Annotated in this window: 22 protein-coding genes and 1 pseudogene; 14 read left to right on the top strand and 9 right to left on the bottom strand. The window is 36.1% G+C overall.

Going from position 1 to position 24,189, the window contains the following annotated elements; genetic code table 11:
* Positions 1 to 4: 4 nt before the first annotated feature.
* The gene (locus EHV10_RS00895) at positions 5 to 1,330 is read right to left on the bottom strand and encodes an IS1380 family transposase (protein WP_128672997.1); all 1,326 of its coding nucleotides are present in this window, start codon (positions 1,328 to 1,330) and stop codon (positions 5 to 7) included.
* A gap of 150 nt (positions 1,331 to 1,480) precedes the next feature.
* Here EHV10_RS00895 and EHV10_RS00890 point away from each other — a divergent pair, with 150 nt between their 5' ends.
* The 6 genes from EHV10_RS00890 (at position 1,481) to addA (ending at position 11,609) form a co-directional block, all read left to right on the top strand.
* Positions 1,481 to 1,696 (top strand): hypothetical protein, encoded by a 216-nt coding sequence (locus EHV10_RS00890; protein ID WP_243116029.1) that lies wholly within the window; start codon positions 1,481 to 1,483, stop codon positions 1,694 to 1,696.
* Between the two features lie 101 nt (positions 1,697 to 1,797).
* A complete protein-coding gene (gene serS / locus EHV10_RS00885) occupies positions 1,798 to 3,081 on the top strand; it encodes a serine--tRNA ligase (RefSeq protein ID WP_128672996.1) in 1,284 nt (427 codons plus the stop codon).
* A gap of 56 nt (positions 3,082 to 3,137) precedes the next feature.
* The gene (locus EHV10_RS00880; protein WP_128672995.1) at positions 3,138 to 3,506 is read left to right on the top strand and encodes a VOC family protein; all 369 of its coding nucleotides are present in this window, start codon (positions 3,138 to 3,140) and stop codon (positions 3,504 to 3,506) included.
* A 24-nt stretch (positions 3,507 to 3,530) separates the two neighbouring features.
* Positions 3,531 to 4,730 (top strand): NADP-dependent isocitrate dehydrogenase, encoded by a 1,200-nt coding sequence (locus EHV10_RS00875; protein WP_034212947.1) that lies wholly within the window; start codon positions 3,531 to 3,533, stop codon positions 4,728 to 4,730.
* Between the two features lie 80 nt (positions 4,731 to 4,810).
* The gene (locus EHV10_RS00870) at positions 4,811 to 8,176 is read left to right on the top strand and encodes a PD-(D/E)XK nuclease family protein (protein ID WP_128672994.1); all 3,366 of its coding nucleotides are present in this window, start codon (positions 4,811 to 4,813) and stop codon (positions 8,174 to 8,176) included.
* Positions 8,166 to 11,609, top strand: a complete 3,444-nt coding sequence (gene addA, locus EHV10_RS00865; protein WP_128672993.1) for a helicase-exonuclease AddAB subunit AddA — start codon at positions 8,166 to 8,168, stop codon at positions 11,607 to 11,609. Before EHV10_RS00870 ends, addA begins: the two co-directional genes overlap by 11 nt.
* A 102-nt stretch (positions 11,610 to 11,711) precedes the next feature.
* On the opposite strand, the gene EHV10_RS00860 is transcribed toward addA, so the two are convergent.
* The 5 genes from EHV10_RS00860 to EHV10_RS00845 all read right to left on the bottom strand — a co-directional run bounded on the left by EHV10_RS00860 (position 11,712) and on the right by EHV10_RS00845 (position 14,082).
* Positions 11,712 to 11,915, bottom strand: a complete 204-nt coding sequence (locus EHV10_RS00860; RefSeq protein ID WP_009662325.1) for a CsbD family protein — start codon at positions 11,913 to 11,915, stop codon at positions 11,712 to 11,714.
* 43 nt (positions 11,916 to 11,958) lie between these two features.
* Positions 11,959 to 12,657, bottom strand: coding sequence for a hypothetical protein (locus EHV10_RS14800; RefSeq protein WP_128672992.1), 699 nt, complete (start codon positions 12,655 to 12,657; stop codon positions 11,959 to 11,961).
* 72 nt (positions 12,658 to 12,729) lie between these two features.
* Positions 12,730 to 12,894: a hypothetical protein gene (locus tag EHV10_RS14600; protein ID WP_167456715.1), complete on the bottom strand. Its 165-nt coding sequence runs from the start codon at positions 12,892 to 12,894 to the stop codon at positions 12,730 to 12,732.
* Positions 12,895 to 12,953: 59 nt separating this feature from the next.
* A complete protein-coding gene (locus EHV10_RS00850) occupies positions 12,954 to 13,193 on the bottom strand; it encodes a GlsB/YeaQ/YmgE family stress response membrane protein (RefSeq protein ID WP_128672991.1) in 240 nt (79 codons plus the stop codon).
* 244 nt (positions 13,194 to 13,437) lie between these two features.
* Positions 13,438 to 14,082 carry a superoxide dismutase gene (locus EHV10_RS00845; RefSeq protein WP_128672990.1) on the bottom strand — a complete coding sequence of 215 codons (645 nt, stop codon included), beginning with the start codon at positions 14,080 to 14,082 and terminating at the stop codon, positions 13,438 to 13,440.
* A gap of 333 nt (positions 14,083 to 14,415) precedes the next feature.
* Here EHV10_RS00845 and EHV10_RS00840 point away from each other — a divergent pair, with 333 nt between their 5' ends.
* From EHV10_RS00840 to EHV10_RS15290, 4 genes are all read left to right on the top strand, one after another.
* Positions 14,416 to 15,708, top strand: a complete 1,293-nt coding sequence (locus EHV10_RS00840) for an IS110 family RNA-guided transposase (protein ID WP_128672989.1) — start codon at positions 14,416 to 14,418, stop codon at positions 15,706 to 15,708.
* Positions 15,709 to 16,245: 537 nt separating this feature from the next.
* A complete protein-coding gene (locus EHV10_RS00835; protein ID WP_128672988.1) occupies positions 16,246 to 16,833 on the top strand; it encodes a Maf family protein in 588 nt (195 codons plus the stop codon).
* Between the two features lie 143 nt (positions 16,834 to 16,976).
* Positions 16,977 to 18,617, top strand: a complete 1,641-nt coding sequence (locus EHV10_RS00830) for a DUF438 domain-containing protein (protein WP_128672987.1) — start codon at positions 16,977 to 16,979, stop codon at positions 18,615 to 18,617.
* Positions 18,614 to 18,898, top strand: a complete 285-nt coding sequence (locus tag EHV10_RS15290) for a DUF4491 family protein (RefSeq protein ID WP_128672986.1) — start codon at positions 18,614 to 18,616, stop codon at positions 18,896 to 18,898. Before EHV10_RS00830 ends, EHV10_RS15290 begins: the two co-directional genes overlap by 4 nt.
* Before the next feature lie 318 nt (positions 18,899 to 19,216).
* Here the strand turns inward: EHV10_RS15290 and EHV10_RS15590 are convergent.
* The 3 genes and pseudogenes from EHV10_RS15590 to EHV10_RS00810 all read right to left on the bottom strand — a co-directional run.
* Positions 19,217 to 19,531: pseudogene (locus tag EHV10_RS15590) on the bottom strand (IS1634 family transposase); the annotation flags it as partial.
* Between the two features lie 38 nt (positions 19,532 to 19,569).
* Entirely contained in the window at positions 19,570 to 20,562 is a 993-nt protein-coding gene (locus EHV10_RS00815) for an N-acetylmuramoyl-L-alanine amidase family protein (RefSeq protein WP_128672985.1), read from the bottom strand.
* A 70-nt stretch (positions 20,563 to 20,632) separates the two neighbouring features.
* On the bottom strand, positions 20,633 to 21,307 hold the full coding sequence (locus tag EHV10_RS00810; protein WP_128672984.1) for an MgtC/SapB family protein: 675 nt from the start codon (positions 21,305 to 21,307) through the stop codon (positions 20,633 to 20,635).
* 133 nt (positions 21,308 to 21,440) lie between these two features.
* Here EHV10_RS00810 and nusB point away from each other — a divergent pair, with 133 nt between their 5' ends.
* The 4 genes from nusB to EHV10_RS00790 are packed head-to-tail and all read left to right on the top strand — an operon-like array spanning position 21,441 to position 24,184.
* Positions 21,441 to 21,878, top strand: a complete 438-nt coding sequence (gene nusB, locus EHV10_RS00805; protein ID WP_128672983.1) for a transcription antitermination factor NusB — start codon at positions 21,441 to 21,443, stop codon at positions 21,876 to 21,878.
* An 18-nt stretch (positions 21,879 to 21,896) separates the two neighbouring features.
* A complete protein-coding gene (gene xseA / locus EHV10_RS00800; RefSeq protein ID WP_128672982.1) occupies positions 21,897 to 23,075 on the top strand; it encodes an exodeoxyribonuclease VII large subunit in 1,179 nt (392 codons plus the stop codon).
* Between the two features lie 13 nt (positions 23,076 to 23,088).
* Positions 23,089 to 23,301, top strand: coding sequence for an exodeoxyribonuclease VII small subunit (gene xseB, locus EHV10_RS00795; RefSeq protein WP_128672981.1), 213 nt, complete (start codon positions 23,089 to 23,091; stop codon positions 23,299 to 23,301).
* Entirely contained in the window at positions 23,294 to 24,184 is an 891-nt protein-coding gene (locus EHV10_RS00790) for a polyprenyl synthetase family protein (RefSeq protein ID WP_128672980.1), read from the top strand. The genes xseB and EHV10_RS00790 overlap by 8 nt, the downstream gene beginning before the upstream one ends.
* Positions 24,185 to 24,189 lie beyond the last annotated feature (5 nt).

Below are 24,189 nucleotides of genomic sequence, written 5' to 3'. Positions count from 1 at the left end.
GTTGTTATTCAAGCTGTATACATAGCTTGCTGATATTTGATAGAGTATCATAGAACTCATCCTTATATGGGCAACTGCTACACAGCTTGAATGTTATATACCTTGCTGAACGAATTACTTTTGCAGCAATCTTTAGCAGTTTTAGACGGACAGTATCAATGCGTTGTTTTCTCATATTTGCAGATAACGCCAATCGTCTAAACCAATTAAATATGTTATAAGCAAGTGCATGTATTTGAAGCCTGTTGGCATTTACAATTCTTGTATGACTGCTGACAGAAGCAAAGTCAAAACCTGTTTTACTTTCCTTTATGAAGTTTTCCATCAAGCCTCTTTTGCAATAGAACTTGATAAGATATTCAGGGGATGATTCCATGTTTGTAACAATGAATGTATACATGTAAGTAATTTGGTTTTCAGGTTTTTCAACTTTACAGACAACACGTCTTTCATAAGGCCAAGGACCTGCCTGATACATGAATTCACCATAAACTACAGCATAATCTACTTTGTTGTTTTTTGTGATTTCATCAAGTTCATCTACAAGATATGATGCTTTATCACGAAGTATAGCATTCTCTTTCAAACGAATTACATAGCCGGTGCCGTTTTCTTCACACTGTTTATATAAACCGGGTGTTGCAAAGCCACTATCTCCACGAAGGAGAAGTTTAATTTCCGGAAAATCTTCAAGATATTCATCAAGTATAGGCTGAAGAAATTCCACAACTCCTGTGCTTGAATACTTAGTCCCATCGCGAAGCTGAATTTTAATCAAATCTCCTGTGATTCCATCATAGCAAACAAGTGGATGGTAACCGTTACTTTGATAGTGGAAGTTAAATGCTCTACCTTCCTGTTTGCCATAGGCATTAAGGAGTGTTGAGTCCAAATCTAAAATGATAGCTTCCGGCATCTGAATGCTATAAACTTTCTTTCGAAGAATTTGATTTATTGAAAGGAACTGATTCAGCGAATCCTCATCCATTCGATTATGAAATCTTGAAATGGTTGGTTGTGATGCTAAAGTGTCTTTATTTAGCACTGCTTTAAACACAGGATCATTTGTAAGTTCATCTGAAGCGTCATCTTCAAAATAACCTGCAATGATCATATATATCATCTGAAGAAGATTTTCTTTATCAGTGTGATAACGGAATAATGCAGAATCATTGGTCTTAAATGATTGACTGAAAAGTTTATCAATGCCAAGTTTACTTACGAATTCTTTTATAAGAAGTAAGCCTGCATCAGAGGATAAATCTCCTCCATCGAAATTAATTTTAATTTTTCTATTGCTTTCAAGTGATAAGGTGTTTACAATACTCATAAAGGGCTCCTTTGTGTATTTTTTTTGAGTTTAAGCACCTTAATTTTACCACAAATGGACGCTCTTTTTTTCTTCACTTAATAAGTGAAAGCAATATTTTGTTAAAATATAGTAATTATGTGGCTTTCAGCCACTTTCATGGAGTTAACAATGAATAATCTAGGCTATATAATGAAATTAAGTGATAATGATTTTACCGCAGCCAATAATACAGGTGTTTTCCTTAACTACACAACTCTTCCAAATACCTACGATACTACAAGAGGTTTTATAGACGGCAATGAGATGTACAATAAAATAATAAGCAACCGTACAAAGTTATACGAGTACCAAGTCAGCGACAGTTTAAAACAGTTTGGAGAGTAAGTTGGAATAGACATAAAAGCTCATTTGATGTATACTTTTCTCTATGTAAGATATCAAAAGATATCGTCTAAATATTTAGATATAGAGAAAAAGGGGAAGCCATGATTGATATTAAATTTTTAAGAGAAAATCCGGATATTGTAAGACAGAATATAAAAAACAAATTTCAGGATTTTAAACTTCCAATGGTTGATGAAGTTATAGAACTTGACGAGAAGCTTAGAAAGACAAAGGCCGAGGCTGATGAGCTCAGATCAAAGAGAAACAAGATTTCAAAAGAGATCGGTGCTTTGATGGCACAGGGCAAAAAGGAAGAAGCAGAACAGGTAAAGGCATCTGTAGCAAGTATCGGTGAGACATTGGCAGGTTTGGAGCCGCTTGAGGCTGAACTTGAAGAAAAAGTAAAGAAGATCATGATGACCATTCCAAATATCATTGATCCGAGTGTACCTATAGGTAAGGATGACAGTGAGAACGTGGAAATTGAGAAATTCGGTGAGCCTTTTGTACCTGAGTTTGAAATACCTTATCATACAGATATCATGGAAAAACTTAACGGTATAGATCTTGACAGCGCAAGAAAGGTTGCGGGAAACGGATTCTACTATCTTATGGGAGATATTGCCAGACTTCATTCAGCTGTAATATCTTATGCAAGAGATTTTATGATTGAGAGAGGATTTACATACTGTGTACCTCCTTTCATGATCAGATCGGAAGTGGTTACAGGTGTAATGAGCTTTGCCGAGATGGATGCAATGATGTACAAGATTGAGGGAGAAGACCTTTATCTTATCGGTACAAGTGAGCACTCTATGATCGGAAAGTTTATTGATACATTAAATGATGAGGCTAAGTTGCCATATACACTTACATCTTATTCACCATGCTTCAGAAAAGAAAAGGGAGCACATGGTATTGAGGAGAGAGGTGTTTATCGTATACACCAGTTTGAGAAACAGGAAATGATAGTTGTCTGCAAGCCTGAAGAGTCAAAGATGTGGTATGATAAATTATGGCAGAATACTGTAGATCTTTTCAGATCTCTTGATGTTCCTGTAAGAACACTTGAGTGTTGTTCAGGAGATCTTGCGGATCTTAAGGTGAAATCATGTGACGTAGAGGCATGGTCACCAAGACAGAAGAAGTACTTTGAGGTAGGAAGCTGCTCAAATCTTGGAGATGCACAGAGTAGAAGGCTTAGAATCAGAGTAAAAGACGAAAACGGAAATAAATATTTTGCACATACACTCAATAATACAGTTGTTGCACCACCTCGTATGCTTATCGCATTCCTTGAGAACAATCTCAATGAAGACGGAAGCATAAGAATACCGGTGGCACTCAGACCTTATATGGGTGGAAAAGAAGTTATAAAAGGTTAAAAATATTACACCCTGTAGAATATACAGGGTGTATATTGTAATGAAAGGGATAAAAGATGAATTTTTCATTTGCACATTTTAATTTTAATGTACTTGATTTAGAGAGAAGTTTAAAGTTTTATAAGGAGGCACTTGGTCTTGAGCCTGTGAGAACAAAGGAAGCAGCTGACGGGTCATTTACCTTGGTTTATCTTGGAGATAAGGAAACAGGATTTCAGCTTGAGCTTACTTATTTAAGAGACAGAAAAGAGCCATATAATTTGGGAGAGCTTGAGTATCATCTTGCACTTGAAACAGATGATATGGAATCGGCTCATGCATTACATGAAAAGCTTGGCGTAATATGCTATGAGAATCCGGGCATGGGAATATATTTTATAAGCGATCCGGACGGATATTGGATAGAGATAGTACCTAAAAAATAAAACTTTACAGATTTAGAGGTAAATATGGCAAAGATACAGATGATTACTCCACTTGTTGAGATGGATGGAGACGAGATGACAAGGATCCTGTGGAAGATGATTAAGGACGAGCTTATTCTTCCATTTGTAGATTTGAAGAGTGAATATTATGATTTGGGATTAAAGCACAGAGATGAAACGGATGACAAAGTAACTGTGGAGTCGGCCAATGCTACAAAAAGACTTGGAGTGGCTGTAAAATGTGCCACCATCACTCCGAATGCCGCCAGAGTTAAGGAATATGACTTAAAGGAGATGTGGAAATCTCCAAACGGTACTATCAGAGCTATTTTAGATGGAACAGTGTTTAGAAAGCCTATATTGGTAAAGGGTATTGAGCCTAATGTCAGAACATGGAAAAAGCCAATTACCATTGCACGTCATGCCTATGGTGATGTATATAAAAATACGGAGATGATTATAGACGGACCGGGCAAGGTGGAGCTGGTATATACAGACAGCAAGGGAAATGAAAAGAGAAGCCTTGTACATGAATTTAAAGCAGCAGGTATTGCACAGGGAGTTCACAATCTGGATGCATCTATTGAAAGCTTTGCAAGAGCCTGTTTTGAATATGCTTTGAGTCAAAAAGAGGATCTTTGGTTTGCTACAAAGGATACCATATCAAAGCAGTATGATCATACCTTTAAGGATATCTTTGAGGAGATATATGAAAAGGAATATAAGCAGAAGTTTGAAGAGGCGAATATCACATACTTCTACACACTTATAGATGATGCGGTTGCCAGAGTTATGAAATCCGAGGGCGGATTTATCTGGGCATGTAAAAACTACGACGGAGATGTAATGAGCGATATGCTATCATCCGCATTCGGATCTCTTGCAATGATGACCTCTGTACTTGTTTCACCTGACGGATGTTATGAGTATGAGGCGGCACATGGTACGGTTCAAAGACATTATTATAAATATTTGAAGGGTGAGAGTACATCATCAAATTCGGTGGCTACTATCTTTGCTTGGAGCGGTGCGCTAAGAAAGAGGGGAGAGCTTGATAATCTTCCTGATTTGGTGGATTTTGCAAACAGACTTGAAAAGGCAACTCTTGACACCATAGAGTCAGGTAAGATGACAGGTGATCTCGGTGCGATTTCAAGCTTAGAGAATATACAAGTTTTAAACAGTGAAGAATTTATACATGAGATTGCAAAGAAGTTGCAATAATGTGGTATTGACTGAGGGTTTACCTCATACATAACAATGGATGGCAGTTTCCTATGGAAGCTGCCATTTTTAGGAGAAATATGGGATACAGATTTTATTTTGGAGCATCGGGTGCCGGAAAAACCTATAGAGCTTTTAGCGATATTATAAATGAGTCTATAAAGAACAGGGAAAAAAGATATTTTATTATTGTACCTGAGCAGTTCACAATGCAGACTCAAAAAGATATAGTGCAGATGCATCCGAATCATGCAAGCAATAATATAGATGTACTAAGCTTTAACAGACTTGCATATAGAATTTTTGAAGAGCTGGATATAGAAAATCCCAAGCTTCTTGACGAGCTTGATAAGGCACTTATACTGAGAAAGATAGCAAATCAGGTAGAGTTAAAGGCATGGAAGAAGCAATTTCAAAAAGCAGGTTTTATAGATAATATAAAATCTCTTATATCGGAGTTTATGCAATATGATATCAGTGATGAATTTATAAAAGAGCAACAGGAAAATAATGAAGTAAACTCCTTATTAAAAATAAAACTTGAAGATATTTATAAGTTGAAAAAGGGATTTGGAGAATATATAGCCGGAAAGTATTTTACCAATGAACAGGTACTTGATATATTAAATCAAAATATTGAAAACAGTGAATTGCTAAAGGAATCTGTCATATTATTTGACGGTTATACCGGATTTACTCCGGTTCAAAACCGTATAATTGAAAATCTTATGAAGGTGGCAAAAGAAGTAAGATTTTCAATAACTTTAGGAAAGAACATAAATCCTGATTTAAAGTCATCTGAAAGTGATTTGTTCTTTATAAGTACGAAGATGATTTCTCAAATCAATGATATGGCAAAAAGATATGATATCAAAAGGCTGCCTGATATAAATTTGAATACAGGTGAAGTACACAGGTTTAAACATTCAAAGGATTTGGCATTTTTTGAAGAGCATTTTTTAAGATATGACGGTAAGAGAGCAAAAGAAGTTTCAGATATTGAGATAAATCATCTGCTGAACCCGCTTGACGAGATAGATTTTGTGGCAAATAAGATATTAAAGCTTGTAAAGGATGATGGCTACAGATACAGAGATATTGCGATAATATACGGAGATTTGGAAGGCGTATCAGGCTCACTTGCAAATAGATTTCATCAGCTTGAAATCCCGTACTATCTTGATGAAAAGATGGATATAAACAATAATGAACTGGTTGAGCTTATAAATGCTTTTATTGCTTTAATAACTGAGAACTTTTCATATGATGCGGTCAACAGGTTTTTAAGGCTTGGACTTTTAAATTTTGACTACAGGATGGTATCATTACTTGATAATTATCTGTTGGAAACCGGAATAAGAGGATATAAAAGGCTGCATACGGATTTTACTTATCTGCCGAAGAGTTTTTCAGAGACTGAACTTGAAGAGATAAACGAGTTTAAAAATACTGCACTTAAACAGATATCTCCGCTTTATAAGGCGATGAGTAAGAGCAAAATAAATATAAATGATGTATGTGATGCCTTCAGGAAAATATTTGATGAGCTTGGGATAGAGGAAAAGCTTGAGAATGTAAAAAAAGAGCTTGAACTTAGTAATGATATAAAAAGAGCCAGAGAGTATGAAGGTGTACTTGATGAGGTGCTGAGTCTTTTTGAAAGACTTGAGCTTATACTTGAAGGAGAAAATATAAGCAAAAAGGAGCTCTCAGATCTTTTGCATACAGGCTTTGAGGAGATAAAGCTCGGTATGATACCTGACAGGGTTGACAGGGTGGTTATAGGTGATTTAAAAAGAACCAGACTTAGCAGCATAAAGGCATTATTTGTATGTGGAGCAAATGACGGCTCCTTGCCAACAGTAAAGGATGCGGGAGGACTTATAAATGACAGGGAAAAAAGAGAACTTAAGTCTATCGGATTTAATCTTTCAGATACTGTCAGAGAAGATTTATATACAGGAAGATTTTATTTATACCAAGTGCTTACAAAGCCTTCAAACAAGCTCTTTGTAAGTCTGACAGGCACGGATTTTGAAGGTAATACATGCAGACCGTCAATACTTATAAATATGATTAAGAATATTTTCCCGAATATTGAAATAAAAAATCAAAAAGAAACTGAAATATACTCAAGATTTGAAGCCGAGGAATATTTGACCGACAATCTTAGAAAACTAAGAGCGAAAGAGAATGTTGATGAAGATTTTTTAAGGTATGTAGCTACATTTTTTGATAAGGAATTTATCAGAAAGCTTACATCTTGTGCCATGTACATATACCGTGACTCCGGTATCGGAGAAAGTGCCGCAAGGGAATTGTTCGGTGAGGAGCTTCGTGTAAGTGTAACAAGACTTGAAAACTATAACGGATGTCCTTTTGAGCATTTTATCAGCTACGGTTTGGGAGTTGAAGAAAGGCAGGTACATTCATTTAAGGCTTCCGATATAGGTACTCTGGTACATGAGATGCTTGAAAGATGCTTCAGATATGCCAAGGCAAGAAAGAAAACTGTTGCAAATATGGATGAGACAGAACTTTATTCTCTTGTGGATGAAGCTGTAAAAGAAAGCATGGCATCGGAGAAAAGTACTATCTTTGAAGAGAGTAAAAAGTCGAAGTTTCAGCTTGAAAAGATAGTAAGAATGACAAAGCTTACAATGATGGTACTTGCAAAGCAACTTGCTGCCGGAAACTTTAAACCTTTTGATTTTGAAAGAATCTTTGGAGAAAAGGACAATCTTGAAGCCTTAAATATTAATCTGAAAAATGGTGCTAAAATGTATCTCAGAGGAAAGATTGACAGAGTGGATACCTGTGATACGGACAGAAAAACCCTTGTAAAAATAATAGATTACAAGACCGGAAATACAAAATGGGAAACAGATATGCCATACTATGGAAGAGCACTGCAGCTGGTGATATACCTTGATGCTGTAATGGAGCAGCTCTCAAAGTCCGGTAAAGAGATATTACCTGCGGCATTTTTCTATTATCATATAGATACACCTTTCCTTACCAGAGATGAAGCAAAAAATGAAAATGCCGTTTTAAATAAGCTTAAACCGAGCGGTATAGTAAATACGGATCTTGATATAATAAAAAATTTGGACAGAAGTTTTGAAACAGAGAGTGATGTAATACCTGTTTCAACTAAAAAAGACGGAAGTTTTGCAAAATCTGCAAGTGTAGCAAGTACAAAAAGAATAAATTTTCTTAGGGAGTATGTAAGACAAAAGGCAAAGGATACGGCTGAGAATATTTTAAGCGGTGAGATAAGTATAAAACCTTCATTAAGAAAAGGCTCGGCAAAATGTGATTACTGCCCATATACTGCCATATGCGGTTTTGATGAGGGAATAGAAGGATTTTCATACAATAGCTTGACACCGATAAAAGATGATGAAATTTGGGAAAAGATGGAGAGTGAAAAAAATGTGGACTGAGGCACAACAGGCGGCAATAGATATAAAAAAGGGCAGTATATTGGTATCTGCAGCGGCCGGAAGCGGAAAGACCGCAGTACTGGTCGAGAGAATAATAAAAAAGATTACAGACAGTAAAAATCCTATAGATGTGGACTCTCTTTTGGTTATGACATTTACCAGAGCCGCAGCCACTTCCATGAAGGAGAAAATCTATAATGCTCTTTTAAAGGAAATGGAAAAGCATGACAATATTTCCAAAGAATTTAAAAGACTTAAGGAGCAGTCAATACTTCTTTCATCAGCGAAGATAATGACCACTGACAGCTTTTGTCTTTCAATATTAAAGGAAAATATAGATAAATTAGATATAGATCCGGCATTCAGTGTGGCGGATGAGAGCGAAATATCACTTTTAAGAGCCGACACGCTGGAAGAGCTTTTGGAAAGTGAGTATGAATTAGGAAGTGAAGACTTTATGGAACTTTCGGATGCCTTTGCAAATACTAAAGGAGATAAAAGCATATCTGAGTTTATAGAAAAGCTGTATCGCTTTGCAATCAGCAAGCCATGGCCCATTGAATGGCTGGATTCATTGAACGAAAAGGGAGATGAGTGGCAGGAATATATTTTTGATGAGATAGGAAGAAGTATAGACTCTATTTTGGATGATATAAAAGAAATAATTTCTATCTGCAATGAAGATGAAGGCCCTGAGAAGTACCTTGAAAATATTTTGGAAGAACAAACAAGTATCAGCAATATAAAAAATGCTAAAGATATATTTGAGCTGTCTGAAAGGCTGAATAATGTAAGTTTTGGAAGATTGAAGTCTGTAAAGGGCGGAAATGAGGAGCTAAAAGAAAGAGCAAAGGGACTTAGAGATGCATATAAAAAAGCTATTTCAAAACTTTCAGAGGAATATTGTTTTGATAAAAAAAGGCTTTTAGAAGAGGAAGAAAAAGAAAAAGCAAAAATCAGAGCAATTGTAGATTTAACAAAGAAATATATTGCACTTTTCAATGAAAAGAAGAGGGATAAAAATATTGTAGACTTTTCGGATATAGAGCATATGGCACTTGGAATACTCTTGGATGAAAATAAAAATCCTACAGAGATTGCACTTCGTTATAGAAAAGAATTCAGTGAAATATATATTGACGAGTATCAGGATTCAAACTACTTGCAGGAAGCCATTGTGGAGGCTATCGAAAAGAACAATGTATTTATGGTAGGTGATGTAAAGCAGTCTATATACGGTTTTCGTCAGGCTTCACCCGGGCTTTTTATGGACAAGTATAAGAGGTTTTTACATTTTGAGAAGTCTGATTTTGATGATGAAATACAAAAGAAGGTAATTTTAAGTAAAAATTTCAGAAGCCGCAGTAATGTGCTTAGTTCCGCAAATGTTATTTTCAAAAAAATTATGAAAGAAAATACAGGCGGAATTGAGTACGATAATGATGCGGCACTCTATCTCGGTGCGGATTTTAAAGAGGGAAAAGAATATATCAGTGAGATAATGCTGACACAGACCTCCGATATTGAGGATGATACCAATGCTATAGAACTTGAGGCAAGGGCTATTGCAAAGCGAATTAAGGAGCTTAAGACGGAACTTAAAGTGGGTGACGGCAGAGATTTAAAGTACAGCGATATTGTGATCCTTGTTCGCAACAATATTGGTGAGAGCATTGCAAAGGTGTTAAATGATGAAAATATTCCTGCATATGCTGAAAATAATAAGGGTTATTTTAAGACCTTTGAGGTAAGAAAGATACTTGCTATACTTGCGGCAATTGACAATCCTTATTCAGATGTGGACCTTACAGCATTTCTCAACTCAAATTTGGTTGGAATAACAGATTTGGAGCTTGCAAATATTGTTTCAGCTTACAGAAAATCAAAGAATATTGAAAAGTCGGCAAAGATAAGAATGATGGATGCCATTTTGTATGAGGGAAGCGAAAGCAATATTGAGCTTGAAACAAGAGAAAAAATAAAGACTGCGCTGGATTTTTTAAATAAATACAGGAAAAAGTCAGCATATATGAATATTGCGGCACTCTTACAGGATATTTATAATGAGACAGACTTTTTAAATCTGATAGCGGCAATGCCCGGAGGACAGGTCAGAAGAGCAAATCTGATGTTGCTTATAAATAAGGCAAAGACATTCAGTAACTCGGGATATAGCGGACTTTACAATTTTATCAGATATATTGCCAAGTTAAAGGACTTTGACAATGACTTCGGTGAGGCAAGTATTCTTTCTGAAAATGATGATATAGTAAGAATCATGACCATACATAAGTCAAAAGGACTGGAATTTCCGGTATGTTTCCTTGCATGTGCGCATAAAAAATTCAATAAAACAGACTTAAGGCAGGGTATGGTAATAGACACCGATTTTGGACTGGGGGTGCAATATGTTGACAGTGAAAACAATATAAAAGACAGTTCTATAAAGCAGAATGTAATAAAACATAAGCTTAATGTGGATCTTATGGGCGAGGAGCTGAGAGTATTGTACGTGGCGCTTACCAGAGCTATGGAAAAGATGATCATTTCAGGTAGTTGTGGTGATGCCAAAAAGGAACTTGATAAAATGAAAGAATCCCCAAGTTTTCTTGATATAAGATCCTGTAATTCATACCTGGATATGATACTTTTAGGACGTGACAATGTACATTTTGATATTAAAACATATGATTATAACATGCTCTTAAAAGAAGAGGTCACAACTCAAAAAGAGGTAAGAGATCTTCATAAGGTGTTTGAAGAGCCACGTACAAATGAGTATGATGATTTAAAAAAAAGGCTCGAATACACCTATCCATATGCTGAAAACATTGATTTAAAGACGAAGTTCTCTGTATCCGAGATAAAGAGAATGTCACAGAGTGAAGAGTTTGAGGTGAAAGAAAATAAAAAGCCGAGTATAAATGCCGGAAATGCAAGTGAGAGAGGAAATGCATACCATAAGTTGATGCAAAAGATTCACTATGAAAATATTGATAAATTCGGCAGCAGAGAGGAATTTGTAAAAGAAGAAATTTCGCTTTTAAATAATCCTGTATACAGAGAACTTATAGTTCCCCTTGATATAGTAAAGTTTTTAGACAGTAAACTTGGAGCTGATTTTATAAAGTATAATGAGTGCTTAAAAAGAGAAAATCAATTTATTATGGGAATCTCAGCTAAGGAAGCAGGTATGGGAGAAAGCGATGAGACTATACTTATACAGGGTATTATAGACGCATATATTGAAAAAGATGATAATATAATTTTGGTGGATTATAAGACTGATAATGTAAGAGATGCAGAAACACTTATAAAGAGATATAAAACCCAGCTCATGCTTTATAAAAAATCACTTGAAATGAGTACAGGTAAAACGGTAAGTGATATTTTCATATATTCATTTGCACTTGGTAAGGAGATAAAAATATAAATGAGCTGCAAAAAACAATTTACTAATAATAATTAAAATATTATAAAAATGGCGCGTAAATTTTAAAATCTACGCGCCATACTCTTTTAAATAATATAAAAATTATTTCTTATCTTTATTAACGATATTTTTTACACCTTCAACAGTTCCTTCTATGGCGTCTTTAACATCCTCAGCAACCTCTTTAACTTTTGAAGCAGCCTTTTCCGCAGCACCTTCTTTTTCTATTTTCTTATCGCCGGTTACCTTACCTACACTCTCTTTTATCGCACCTTTAGCCTGGTCAATTTTTTCTTCTAAAGACATAATAACCTCCTCATATAATTATATTATTTGATGTTCTTAAATATTAAAGCATTTTGTCAATCATTTTCATAACGTATTTTTTGCTGAAAAAAGATTGTTTATTTTTTCTGGTAAAGAAAAATGATAGTACTACTCCAACAACTAATGAAGATATTACAGAAGAGACTAAAGCTATTATAGCTACATCTCTATCTGTTGATATTTTATCCACACCTTGTTTTACGGCTTCTTTAGCTTCTTCAACTTTTTCTTCCACCTTATTTTTTACATCTGTAGCGACTTCTTTTACTTTTTCTGAAATTTCATCTTTTTCTTTTTCAGCCTCATCAGCCACTTCCTCTAATTTATCTTCTATATCTTCCTTAACATCTTTTACGGCATCTTTTGCCTTGTCAACTTTATCTTCAGCTTTCTCTTTAACATCTTTTATAGCATCTTTTGCCTTGTCAACTTTATCTTCAGCTTTCTCTTTAACATCTTTAGCGGCATCTTTTGCCTTGTCAACTTTATCTTCAGCTTTCTCTTTAACATCTTTTATAGCATCTTTTGCCTTGTCAACTTTATCTTCAGCTTTCTCTTTAACATCTTTTACAGCATCTTTTGCCTTGTCAACTTTATCTTCAGCTTTCTCTTTAACATCTTTAGCGGCATCTTTTGCCTTGTCAACTTTCTCTTCAACCTTCTCTTTAACTTCTTTTGCAGTATCTTTTACTTTCTCTTCAACTTTTTCTTCTTTTGCCATAGAAATAACCCCTTCTGTATAAATTATGTTTTATATAGTTTATTAAAAATGTGTATTCAATCCTAAATATGTTTATTCATTCTCAAAAAAGAAAAAGGAAAAAACACCTATAACAACGATTGCAACTATTATAGAGGAAACTAATGATATTACAGTTATATTTTTATTGTTTTTTAATTTATCTAAGCTCTCTTTTGTAGTATCTTTAGCTTGTTCAATTGTTTTTTTAAATGTCATAATCTAACCCCCTTAGAATAAAATATATTTATTAAATTGTACTCTTAAATGCAAAAACTTTATTCCCTCTTACCAAATAAAAGTGAAACCACAGCAATAACAATTACGGCACCAAGTATGGATGGAATCAATGCCATTCCTGCCATAGTAGGTCCCCAGTAACCAAATAGTGATTGACCTACAGATGATCCTAATAAACCTGCAATTATATTAGCAATGATCCCCATTGCACCACCTTTTTTAGTAAGTGCACCTGCAATGAAACCTATAAATCCGCCCACAATAATAGACCAAATCATAAATTAACCACCTTTCTAAAAATATATAATATATATTTTAAAAAATAAAAAACTAAAATATATATCTGTAAAATAGTATAAACTAAAAAACTAATTTTGTCAAAAAATATAAAAATATATAATTTAATAATATTTTTATGATTAAATTGATAACAAGATTATATAAGGTAATTAAGAGAACATATTATAATAAAAGGGTACTATTACAATTTATAGTACCCGATACAATATATAAAATTAAATTTTATTTTTGTAAATTTGCCAGAGTATCCTTAGCTACATCATAATTTTCGGCAACTTTGTTCCAATCAAGTACTTCAAAGAAAGCCTTTATATAATCAGCCCTTAAATTTTTATACTTTAAATAATAAGCATGTTCCCATACATCTATGGCAAGAATAGGGTAAATCTTGCCTTCACTTTCAAGAAGAGGATTGTCTTGATTAGGACTTGAAGAAATACTTAAATTACCGGATATATCAGTACTTAGCCATGCCCAGCCGGAACCAAACTGACCTGTTGCAAGTTTAGTTAAACTCTCTTTAAGAGAGTCTAAACTGCCAAAAGCTGCATTAATTTTATTTGCAAATTCTCCTGTCGGTTCATGAGCCGGAGTATCGGAAAATTGTCCGAAAAATAAGTTGTGATTAAAATAGCCCCCACCATTATTGCGTATACCTTGTGCATCAGACTTACCTTCTGATTTATTCTTCCAGTGAGCAAGAATAACTTCCACCGGTTTATTATCAATACCGGCTTCCTTAGTCAAAGTATTAAAGTTTTTGGTGTAAGCAGCATGGTGCTTTAAATAGTGAGTTTCCATAGTAAGGGTATCGAAATGTGGTTCTAATGCATCAAATGCATAAGATAATTTGATTTGTTCGAACATAATTAACTAATCCTCCTTTATAAAATATTAAAATATCAATATTATTTAAATTAAATTTTGCAAATATTAAGCAAAACAACAATATTATATAAAATAATATTGAATTTCTTCTATATTATCATAAAAAATAACCTTTTTCAATGCGTAACAACATACAAAAACACATGTGAAAAATTACCTGTATTGTTCAGTCAATGTTATTATATAATAGCTTTATAAGGAGCTTCCTGTATAATTTAAATGGTGGACGTTGAAAATTGAAAATACCTCAGAGTAAAATAAGACTACTGACTGGCAGGTTGGTAAATCTTATCAAACAGAGAGGTATCTACAATGAAGTCTAACACACAAAATACAAAAATTGAAGCAATTACAGAAACTACTTTGGTGCTCGGAATCGATGTCGGAAGTGAAACGCATTATGCAAGAGCTTTTGATTACCGAGGAATCGAGTATTCTAAGAAACCGTTTAAGTTTAGTAATGATGAGGCCGGATTCGTGATGTTTAAGGCATGGATTCTGGACATCAAAGAAAAGCATGGTAAGGACAAGGTGGTTCCGGGAATGGAGCCTACCGGCCACTACTGGTTCAATCTTGGTAAGTTCCTTCAGGACAACGAGATGAAGCCGGTTCTTGTGAATCCTCATCATGTAAAGAAATCAAAAGAACTCGACGATAACAATCCGACAAAGAACGATCGTAAAGATCCGAAAGTCATAGCAGGACTAGTTAGAGGGGGACGTTACATGATCCCATACCTGCCTGAGGGTGTTTATGCAGATCTTAGAACTGCATCTAACATGAGATTTCAGCTACAAGCGGAGCTTACAAGAATTCAGAATAGGATCAGTCGTTGGTTCAATATATATTTTCCTGAATACAAAACAGTGTACGGGCAGCCGGATGCTAAAAGCGGAATGCTGATTCTCAAGGTGGCGCCACTTCCGGAAGATATCCTGACGTTGGGTATCGATGGTGTGAACCAAATCTGGCGAGATGCGAAGGTGAGAGCAGTTGGGAAAGCGAGGGCAAAGACCCTGATAGAAGCTGCTGAGCACAGTGTTGGAAGCAAAGAAGGTGAAATATCTGCAAGGATGGAAATCCGTATGCTGCTGGAGGATTATGAGTCCGGAAATACTCGTCTTCAGGAAGTAGTAGCTCTGATTGAAGAGCTGGTAAAAAAGATTCCAATGGCTGAAAAGCTGTTGGAAATTAAGGGAGTAGGAATCAAGACGGTGTCGGGATTCCTGGCTGAAGTGGGCGATATAAGCCGCTTCAATAACCCCAAAGAACTGCAGAAACTTGCAGGTTTAGCATTGGTTGAGAATAGTTCGGGTAAACATAAGGGTGAGACAACAATAAGCAGACGAGGTCGAAAGAGACTAAGATATCTGCTCTTCGAGGTTGCAATGTCTCTTGTGTCAAAGAATCCGGAATTCAGGGAACTCCACTCATACTATACAACCAGAAAGCTGAATCCATTAAAGAAGATGCAGTCGCTGATGGCTGTGGCGGCAAAGCTGCTCCGTGTCTTCTTTGCAATGCTGACCAAGGGTGTGGACTATGATCCCAAAAAGCTGGTTGGTGATATAAAGAGACCGGCAGTATATCTGCAGGTAGCATAAGCGTACAATGTAATCAATACAGCGGCCGTCCTATGGGAGGTCACTAAACAAAGCAGAATGTAGCAGATAACGTCCACTGATCAAAGTGCTGGTACAGGAAGCGAGTCAGTAATCAACAATACAAAGAATGAGCCGGTAGTCGGCAGGAATTGTAACCATGGGGCATGACCCCGTAAAGGAGCATAGCTGACACCCTGGTTATGGGCAGGCAGGACGAAGGAAGTTAGGACCTCTGGAGACAGAGATGATCCTGGTGGATATAGGAGGTTAGCTGCCATAGAGGGATGGGTATACACAAGGCCAGTAAAGCGAAAAACAATGACGTTTTATTTCGTGTACCCTTTTACCGCTATTTCAGTACCAGATACACCGAAATGTTCATAACTCTGGCTTATTTACTGAGACAGACAAGGTCAAAAAACCTTGAATTTTCAACAAAAAATACTTGATTATATGAGGAGAGTTATTTAATTTTTATAATTAAAAATATAAAACAATAATACCTTTAAAAACAAATTGTTAAGGAGATAAAACAGAATGAAAGATATAAAAATAATTCTTGCTTCGGCATCACCCAGAAGAAAGGAATTATTAAGTCAGATCGGACTTGATTTTGAGATAATGGTTTCGGATAAGGAAACTGAGATAGACAGTAAAGACCCGAGAGAGGCCTGTGAAAAGCAGGCCTGCCAAAAGGCGGCGGATATTGTAAAACAGGCGGCATTAAAATACAAGGATAATGATTTTATTGTAATAGCCGCAGACACCATAGTGGCACTAGAAGGGAAAATACTTGGGAAACCGAAATCAAGAGAAGATGCAAAGCAGATGATTGAAGACATTTCAGGTAGAAAGCATAGAGTATATACGGCGGTATGTGTTTATAATTCTATAAAGAAAAGCTATGAGAGTTTTGTAGATGATACATTGGTGGAAGTAGCCAAGCTTTCAGATGAGGAAATAGAAGATTATTTGGATAAAAAAGAACCCTATGATAAGGCCGGTGCCTATGCCATACAGGGATATTTTTCAAGGTATATAGTAGGAATAGAGGGTGATTATTACAATGTAATGGGACTACCTATAGGAAGACTTTATAGGGAATATTTAAGAGATTACATTTAGGATATGGAAATTTCACTGTTTTTCTTTCTTCTTTTTTGCTATAATATTATAAGTTAGTTTGTTCTAACTAACTATGCAATACTATATTTTCCTTTCTAATCTAATTGGATAGCAGATAGGAATATCCCCTGAAGGAGAAAACTATGAGAGAGAATTTTAAAAATATTGATGGCAAGAAGTTAGAAATTGTCCATAAAATAAAATCCGCCTATGATGAGGGAAAGATTTCTTTGGAAGAAGCAAGAAAAGCCCTTAAAGATAGAGTACAGCACCTTGCCCCCTATGAAATCGCCATTATCGAGCAGGAAATGGTGGAAGAAACCGAAGATGAGTGCATTAAGGAAGATATTCAAGCTATGCTGGAGGTCTTCCAGGATGTTTTAGTCACAAAGGATCAAGAGCTTCCGGAAAATCATCCCATCTCCTGTTACCGTAGGGAAAATGCCAAAATGAAGGAACTACTGCTTTCCGTTGAGGATTTGGTGCAGTACCCTCTCATTAAAAACCAATGGCTGGAGCTTTATGAAGACTTGTTGAAATTCAAGATTCATTTGTCCAGAAAGCAAAACCAATTATACCCGGTTTTGGAAAAGAAAGGGTTTACCCGCCCTACCACCACCATGTGGACTTTGGATGACTTTATCCGGGATGAGATTTCAGAGTGCTACAATCTTCTTTTAGAGGATAAGGAAGAGGAATTTATCGGAAAGCAGGCAGAACTTGTGGCTGATGTTCGGGATTTGATGGACAAGGAAGAAAACATCCTCTACCCCACATCCTTGGAAATGATTAATGAAGAAGAGTTCCGTTATATGGCCGAGGGAGACCGGGAAATCGGTTTTGCCTATATTAGCGTGCAAGCAGATAAGTCCGACAATTCAGCTTCGGCTTCCTCTTCTGTCTCAGCTTCTACATCAGGTGATCCTCTATCCGGACTTTCTTCCGCTCCCGGTTTTGCGGAAGAGCTTGCCGGTCTTCTAGGAAAATACGGCTTTAACAATAAAGAAGAAAAGTTGAATGTTACTACCGGTCAGCTTACCCTGGATCAGATTAACCTGATTTACCGGCACATGCCGGTGGATCTTTCCTATGTGGACGAAAATGAACTGGTGTGCTTCTACACCGACACCAAGCACAGAGTTTTTCCCAGAAGTAAAAATGTCATCGGAAGAGATGTGAAAAACTGTCATCCAAAGGCTTCTGTACATATCGTTGAGGAAATCATCAAAAAGTTTCGTTCCGGAGAGCAGGACAAGGCGGAGTTTTGGATCAACAAGCCGGACCTCTTTATTTATATCGTTTACTATGCGGTTCGAGATGAAAAGGGAAAGTTCCGCGGTGTGCTGGAAATGATGCAGGACTGCACCCATATCCGTTCCCTACAGGGCTCTCAAACTCTTCTGACCTGGGAGCAGCAGGAAAAGGGAGAAGGCAAAGAGACTGCTGAAGACGAAGACAAGAGAGAAGATTCAGAGACTTCTGAAGATGTAGGCAATAAAGAAAACGCAGAGACTTTGGGAGACGAAGAAAATAGAGAAAGTACAGAGTCTTTGACAGCCGGCAAGCTGACAGAAATCACCGAAGACACTCTGTTAAAAGATATTTTGGAAGCAGATCCCAATGTAAAGACTCTCCTTTTCCGATTAAGCGATCGCTTTAAGGCCTTAAACACTCCTCTTGCTCGTATTATGATGCCGAAAGCCACGGTAAAGATGATGAGTGAACGGGCAGAGGTGGATCTTAACACTCTGCTTCGAGAGCTTCGGGGGTATTTTAAACTATGAGCTTTCAAGGTTTACTATTAGGCTTGGTTTGCTTTCTCTGCATAGGGATATTTCACCCCATAGTGGTCTATGCGGAGTATTACTTTAGTAAAAAAATAGCCTGGCTTTTTTTCATAATAGGTCTATTCGCTTGTGTAGCCAGCATTTTTCTCCATTCTCTTTTCCTCTCCGGAAGTTTGGCCATCTTTGGCATTTCCTGCTTTTGGAGTATCCATGAATTATATGAGCAGGAAAAAAGAGTGGAAAAAGGATGGTTCCCGAAAAATCCAAAGAGAAAATAGCTCAATACAACGAAAATAAAGCTATAGACGCTGTAAAAATAGAAAGCTCTCTTTAGGCAACAACTCATGTATTGTTTTTATATTTTGTTTATATTGTTTTACTTTTATTTATTATTTAATATTTTTTATACGCCTGTGATATTTTTGTATAAAAGTTAGTCTGCACTAATTTAAAAACAATAATAATTCTTATTGTATACAATATTCAATCGATATATACTCACGTCTTTGACAGTTGGGAAAGAGTCAAGAGCCCGTAAACGGCGTAATTACGCCATTTATAGGCTCTTGTTTTCTTTTTGAATTCTAGCAATATTTCTACTTTCTCGTTGCGTTTAAAATCTTTTTTATTTCTCTTTGAGATACAATCTCGTAATACGTTCTAAAACCAAATGTGTCGTTGAGTTTGTCTGTAAGGTCGGTTCGTGTGTACTCAGGGATATATCCTTCACCGGGGGCTATCAGCATGTTCATTTCTTTCAATGTTCTTATAATGCTTTCAGTGGTATAACTCTCACCTAACTTCTTTTCCAGAATACTATAAAGAATCAGGGCGGTGAAACAGGTAATGAAATGTGCCTTGATTCGATTTTTTCTACTGAGATATACCGGTCCGGCTTGAAATTCGCTCTTTTTAGGAGAAGGAAAAGCTTTAATAAATTAAGTATACTTTAGTTTCCGTCAGGATTTAAGCATTTGCCTTCTTTATCAAATTGATAGCTGACACCTTTTATATCAATGGAGCGGTCTCTGGCCATCTTGCCGTCAAGAAGCATATAGTACCAGCTGCCGTCATCTTTAGGTACCCATTCATTGGTAGCCATAGTACCGTTTGAATGCACATAGTAAGTATTATTGCCGTCTTTTATCCACTTACGCATAGCCATCTTACCATTGTAATTGAAATAATACCACTGACTGTTGTCAGGATTTTGAACCCACTCACCTTGTGCCATAGTACCGTTTGAGTGGAAATAGTAGTAACCGTCTTTTATCTTCTGCCAACCGGTAAGCATTGAACCGTTATTGCTTAAATAATACCAATTGCCGTCTATTACCTTCCAACCTGTGGTTTTTTTACCGTTGGCATCATAATAATACCAATATCCGTCTTTTTCTTCCCAATTTGTTTTCTCAACGACATTTACATGAATAGATTTTGTGATATCTCTGTATGTAACATTGATATTGGTCTCACCGACCTTTTTAGCATGTACCTCACCTTGATAAACATCTGCAATATCGGGATTCTCCGAACTCCATACGGCAAATTGGCTTACATTGGTATAAATACCGCCTTCTAAAAATATTGCACTTGTATCAACATCAAACAATAATTCCATATCCATCTCTGTGGGAGCCACAATAAGATGCTTAGTCAATCCGTCGGCAGAATCAGTACCGGCATTTGCCATTGCAAGGCCTGTCATTTTCTTTTCAATGGAATCCACATCATATTCATTTTCATAGTCGACTCCGATACTGTTATAAACATCTCCTATATCTGTAGAACTGTTTAATTCTCTTACAACACCTGTCTTAACCGAATTGTCTACAGCTGTAAGACTTCCTTCTTCAACTGAAGACTTATTTTTGCAACCTGTTATTAAAAAACTACTACCTATACCTAATGATAGTAACAAGAACGGTATAATCCTCTTCATATTCCTCCAAACTCTAAAACATTTACTTAGGGTATTATAGCTATTTAAAAATAGCATTTCAACATATATTTTAATATAATTCCATGAAAAAAATTATTCCCTGAGTATTTTTTACAAGATCCAATATAATGTCGTGGCTGTTCTTTTGTTTACCCTTTATCGTAATTGTGGCTGCACCACAGGTGTCGGGTATTAAATTATTTTTGGTTAATTCAAGTTCGACTATATCCAAGTCATTTTGCCTGACATTGCTTAAGAAAATACTTAGAGGTATTTTTCTGTCGTATTCTATATATAATTCGACGGAGTTTGAGTCTTTTCTTAAAAATCCGTCCAAATTTTGAAGCAATGCCATTACAATAAAAATAGCAAATCCGCCTGCTATAGCGCCTTCATAAAACCCTATTCCGATAGTCAGACCGCAGCAGGCGGCAGCCCATATACCTGCTGCGGTGGTAATACCTTTTACCTGATTACGACCGGTAAGTATTATTGTTCCGGCACCTAAAAAGCCTACTCCACTTACAACTTGAGCCCCCAGTCTTACAGGATCACCGCTTTTAAACACCTGATATACATATTGATTTGTCATCATGACGAGGGTTGAACCGAGACAAACCAAAATATAGGTTCTAAAGCCTGCAGGTCTGTTTTTTCTTTCACGATCAAAGCCCAATACTCCGCCTATCAATACGGACAGTATAATGCGAAGTATCATCGAGTAAAAATTTAATTCCCTTGGCATACACACTCCTTAAAATACTTAATGTGCATATTATATATGTAATATCGTATAAGGTAAATATATAAATTAATTTGCTTTTAACCTTTCTATAAGCTATAATTATATGATTAATGTAGACAATATGGAGGATCATATGACAAGGCATTTGCTAAGAGAACATTGTTTTAAAATATTATTTGTTTTAGATTTTTATCCGGAAGAAGAGGTGGAGATCCAAATAGATAATTATTTTGAATCACCGTCTTTAGAGGATGAAGAAGATACACTTATTCATGATGCAAATTACAGTGATGAGGATATAGAATATATAAAGTCAAAGGCAATGCTTGTGATTGAGAGACGTTCTGAGATTGACAAAATAATAAGCGATTTGTCACAAGGCTGGAAGCTTGAGAGAATAGGAAGAGTGGAAAGAAATATTCTGAGACTTGCAATAGCTGAAATGAAATACGACAGCGATATACCTGTAAGTGTGGCGATAAATGAGGCGGTAGAGCTTGCAAAGACATTCGGTAGAGATGAGTCCTATTCATTTGTAAATGCTATATTGTCAAAGGTTAAAGTAGAGTAATAAATGCCTGGAGGATATATGGTTTATTCTGTATCAAAAGTTAATGCATATATAAAAAATATGTTTATGCAGGACTTTGTACTAAATAAGATATCGGTAGAGGGAGAAGTAAGTAATTGTACATATGCAAACTCTAATCATATATATTTTACCATAAAGGATGAAGGAGGGACCTTATCTGCGGTTATGTTTGCCGGTCAGAGAGGAGGTCTCTCTTTTGATATGAAAAGAGGGCAAAAGGTAGTCGTTACGGGAACTATATCCTGCTATGAAAAAGAGGGCAGGTATCAGCTTTATGCAAATAAGATAGAGGAAGCCGGAAAAGGTGATTTATATGAAAAATATCTGGAACTTAAAGAAAAGCTTGAAGATATGGGGATGTTCGATCAAATCTATAAGAAAGAAATACCAAAGTTTGTACAGAGTATAGGCGTGGCAACAGCTCAGACCGGAGCCGTAATAAATGATATACAAAATGTAAGTTACAGAAGAAATCCCTATGTCAGAATTGTTTTGGCTCCATGCCTTGTACAGGGTGATGCCGCAGCGAAAAGTATTATTTCCGCTATAAAAAAACTGGATAAGATGAATCTGGACGTTTTGATAGTGGGAAGAGGCGGAGGCTCCATAGAAGATCTTTATTGTTTTAATGATGAAGAACTTGCAAAAACTATTTTTAATGCAAAAACTCCTATAATAAGTGCTGTGGGACATGAAACCGATTTTACAATAGCCGACTTTGTGGCGGATTTGAGAGCTCCTACCCCAAGTGCGGCGGCGGAGATTGCAAACTTTATCTATAATGACTATATGTATACATTGGACGTCTATAATAGAAAGCTTACAGAGCAAGTTGAAAGAAAGATAGATTATGTAAAAAGAGATTTAGATATGCTTCTTATAAAGCTGAATACTCTCAGTCCGCAGATACGTATAAGAGAACAAAAGCAGAAACTGGAAAACTTTGCAAAGATATTAGAAAATAGTTTTAAGAGCAATTTGGAAAATAAAAAGATAGAACTGGCAAACTTAGGTAAGAGGCTTGATACCGTATCACCTATTAAAAGATTGTCAGGCGGCTATGCATATATAAGTGATAATAAAAATAATAAAGTTTTAAGTGCCGAAAGTCTAAAACCTGAGGATGAATTAAATATATATTTTTCCGATGGCAAGGTAAGAGCAAAGGTCTTATAATAGAGGGAGAAATATGCCGAAAAAAGCAGAGAAAAAACCGGGAATAGAAGAAAGTCTTGCAAATATAGAAAATGTAATAGCAAAACTTGAAGAGCCTCAGACTACACTTGAAGAGGCATTTGTACTCTATGAAGAGGGTATAAAGTTGGTAAAACAGGCAAGTGAGAGAATAGCTCATGTAGAGAGACAGATGGAGATACTGTCGGGAGATACAAAAGATGAATAAGGACAATTTAAAGAAAATAGAAGAGATAATAGAGTCCTTCTTTTTCAGTGAGGATGATTTAAATAAAAAGGTTATTACAGCCGCAAATGAAGCAATAAAAAACGGCGGTAAGAGACTTAGACCTCTTATAATGTTTGAAACTTATAAGGCTGTTGCGGGGGCGGAATATAATGAGGGCATAATTGCACCTTTCTTGGCGGCAATAGAGATGATTCATACATTTTCATTGATTCATGACGACCTTCCTGCAATGGATAATGACAGGCTAAGAAGAGGTAAACCTACCACTTGGGTAAGTCATGGTGAGGATATGGCAATACTTGCAGGAGATATGCTTTCTGTACAGGCGTTTGAAATCATATCCGAAAAAATGCAGGATATTGAAGATGTCGTTATTTTAAAAAGAATGTCAAAAGCATTATACACATTGGCAAGAGCCACAGGAGGCTTCGGCATGATAGGCGGACAATGTGTGGACGTGGAATACTGCGGTAAACAAATGAGTGAAGATGTTATGAGATATACATATGCATTAAAGACAGGAGCGTTATTACAGGCATCCTTTGTTATCGGAGGTATACTTGCAGGTGCAAATGATGAAGAAACCGAAATGCTTAAAAAAGCGGGAAGCTATATTGGAGAAGCGTTTCAGATAAGAGATGATTATCTTGATATAGTGGCGGATGAAAAGGAACTTGGAAAACCTACACATTCGGATGAAAAAAATGAGAAGACAACATATGTAAATATTGTAGGTATTGATGAAAGCTTAAGAAGAGTTGAATCACTTAGTGCTGACGCTAAGAAATGCTTGAAAGAAGTAAGGGGAAATATGAACTCTATTTTTGAAATCATTGATATGATGGTAAATAGAACTTCATAAGAAGA

This window comes from Lachnoanaerobaculum gingivalis (assembly GCF_003862475.1).
Classification (GTDB): domain Bacteria; phylum Bacillota; class Clostridia; order Lachnospirales; family Lachnospiraceae; genus Lachnoanaerobaculum; species Lachnoanaerobaculum gingivalis.
The sequence above is the reverse complement of the archived record's forward strand: the minus strand, read 5'-3'. Positions and strand labels throughout refer to the sequence as shown.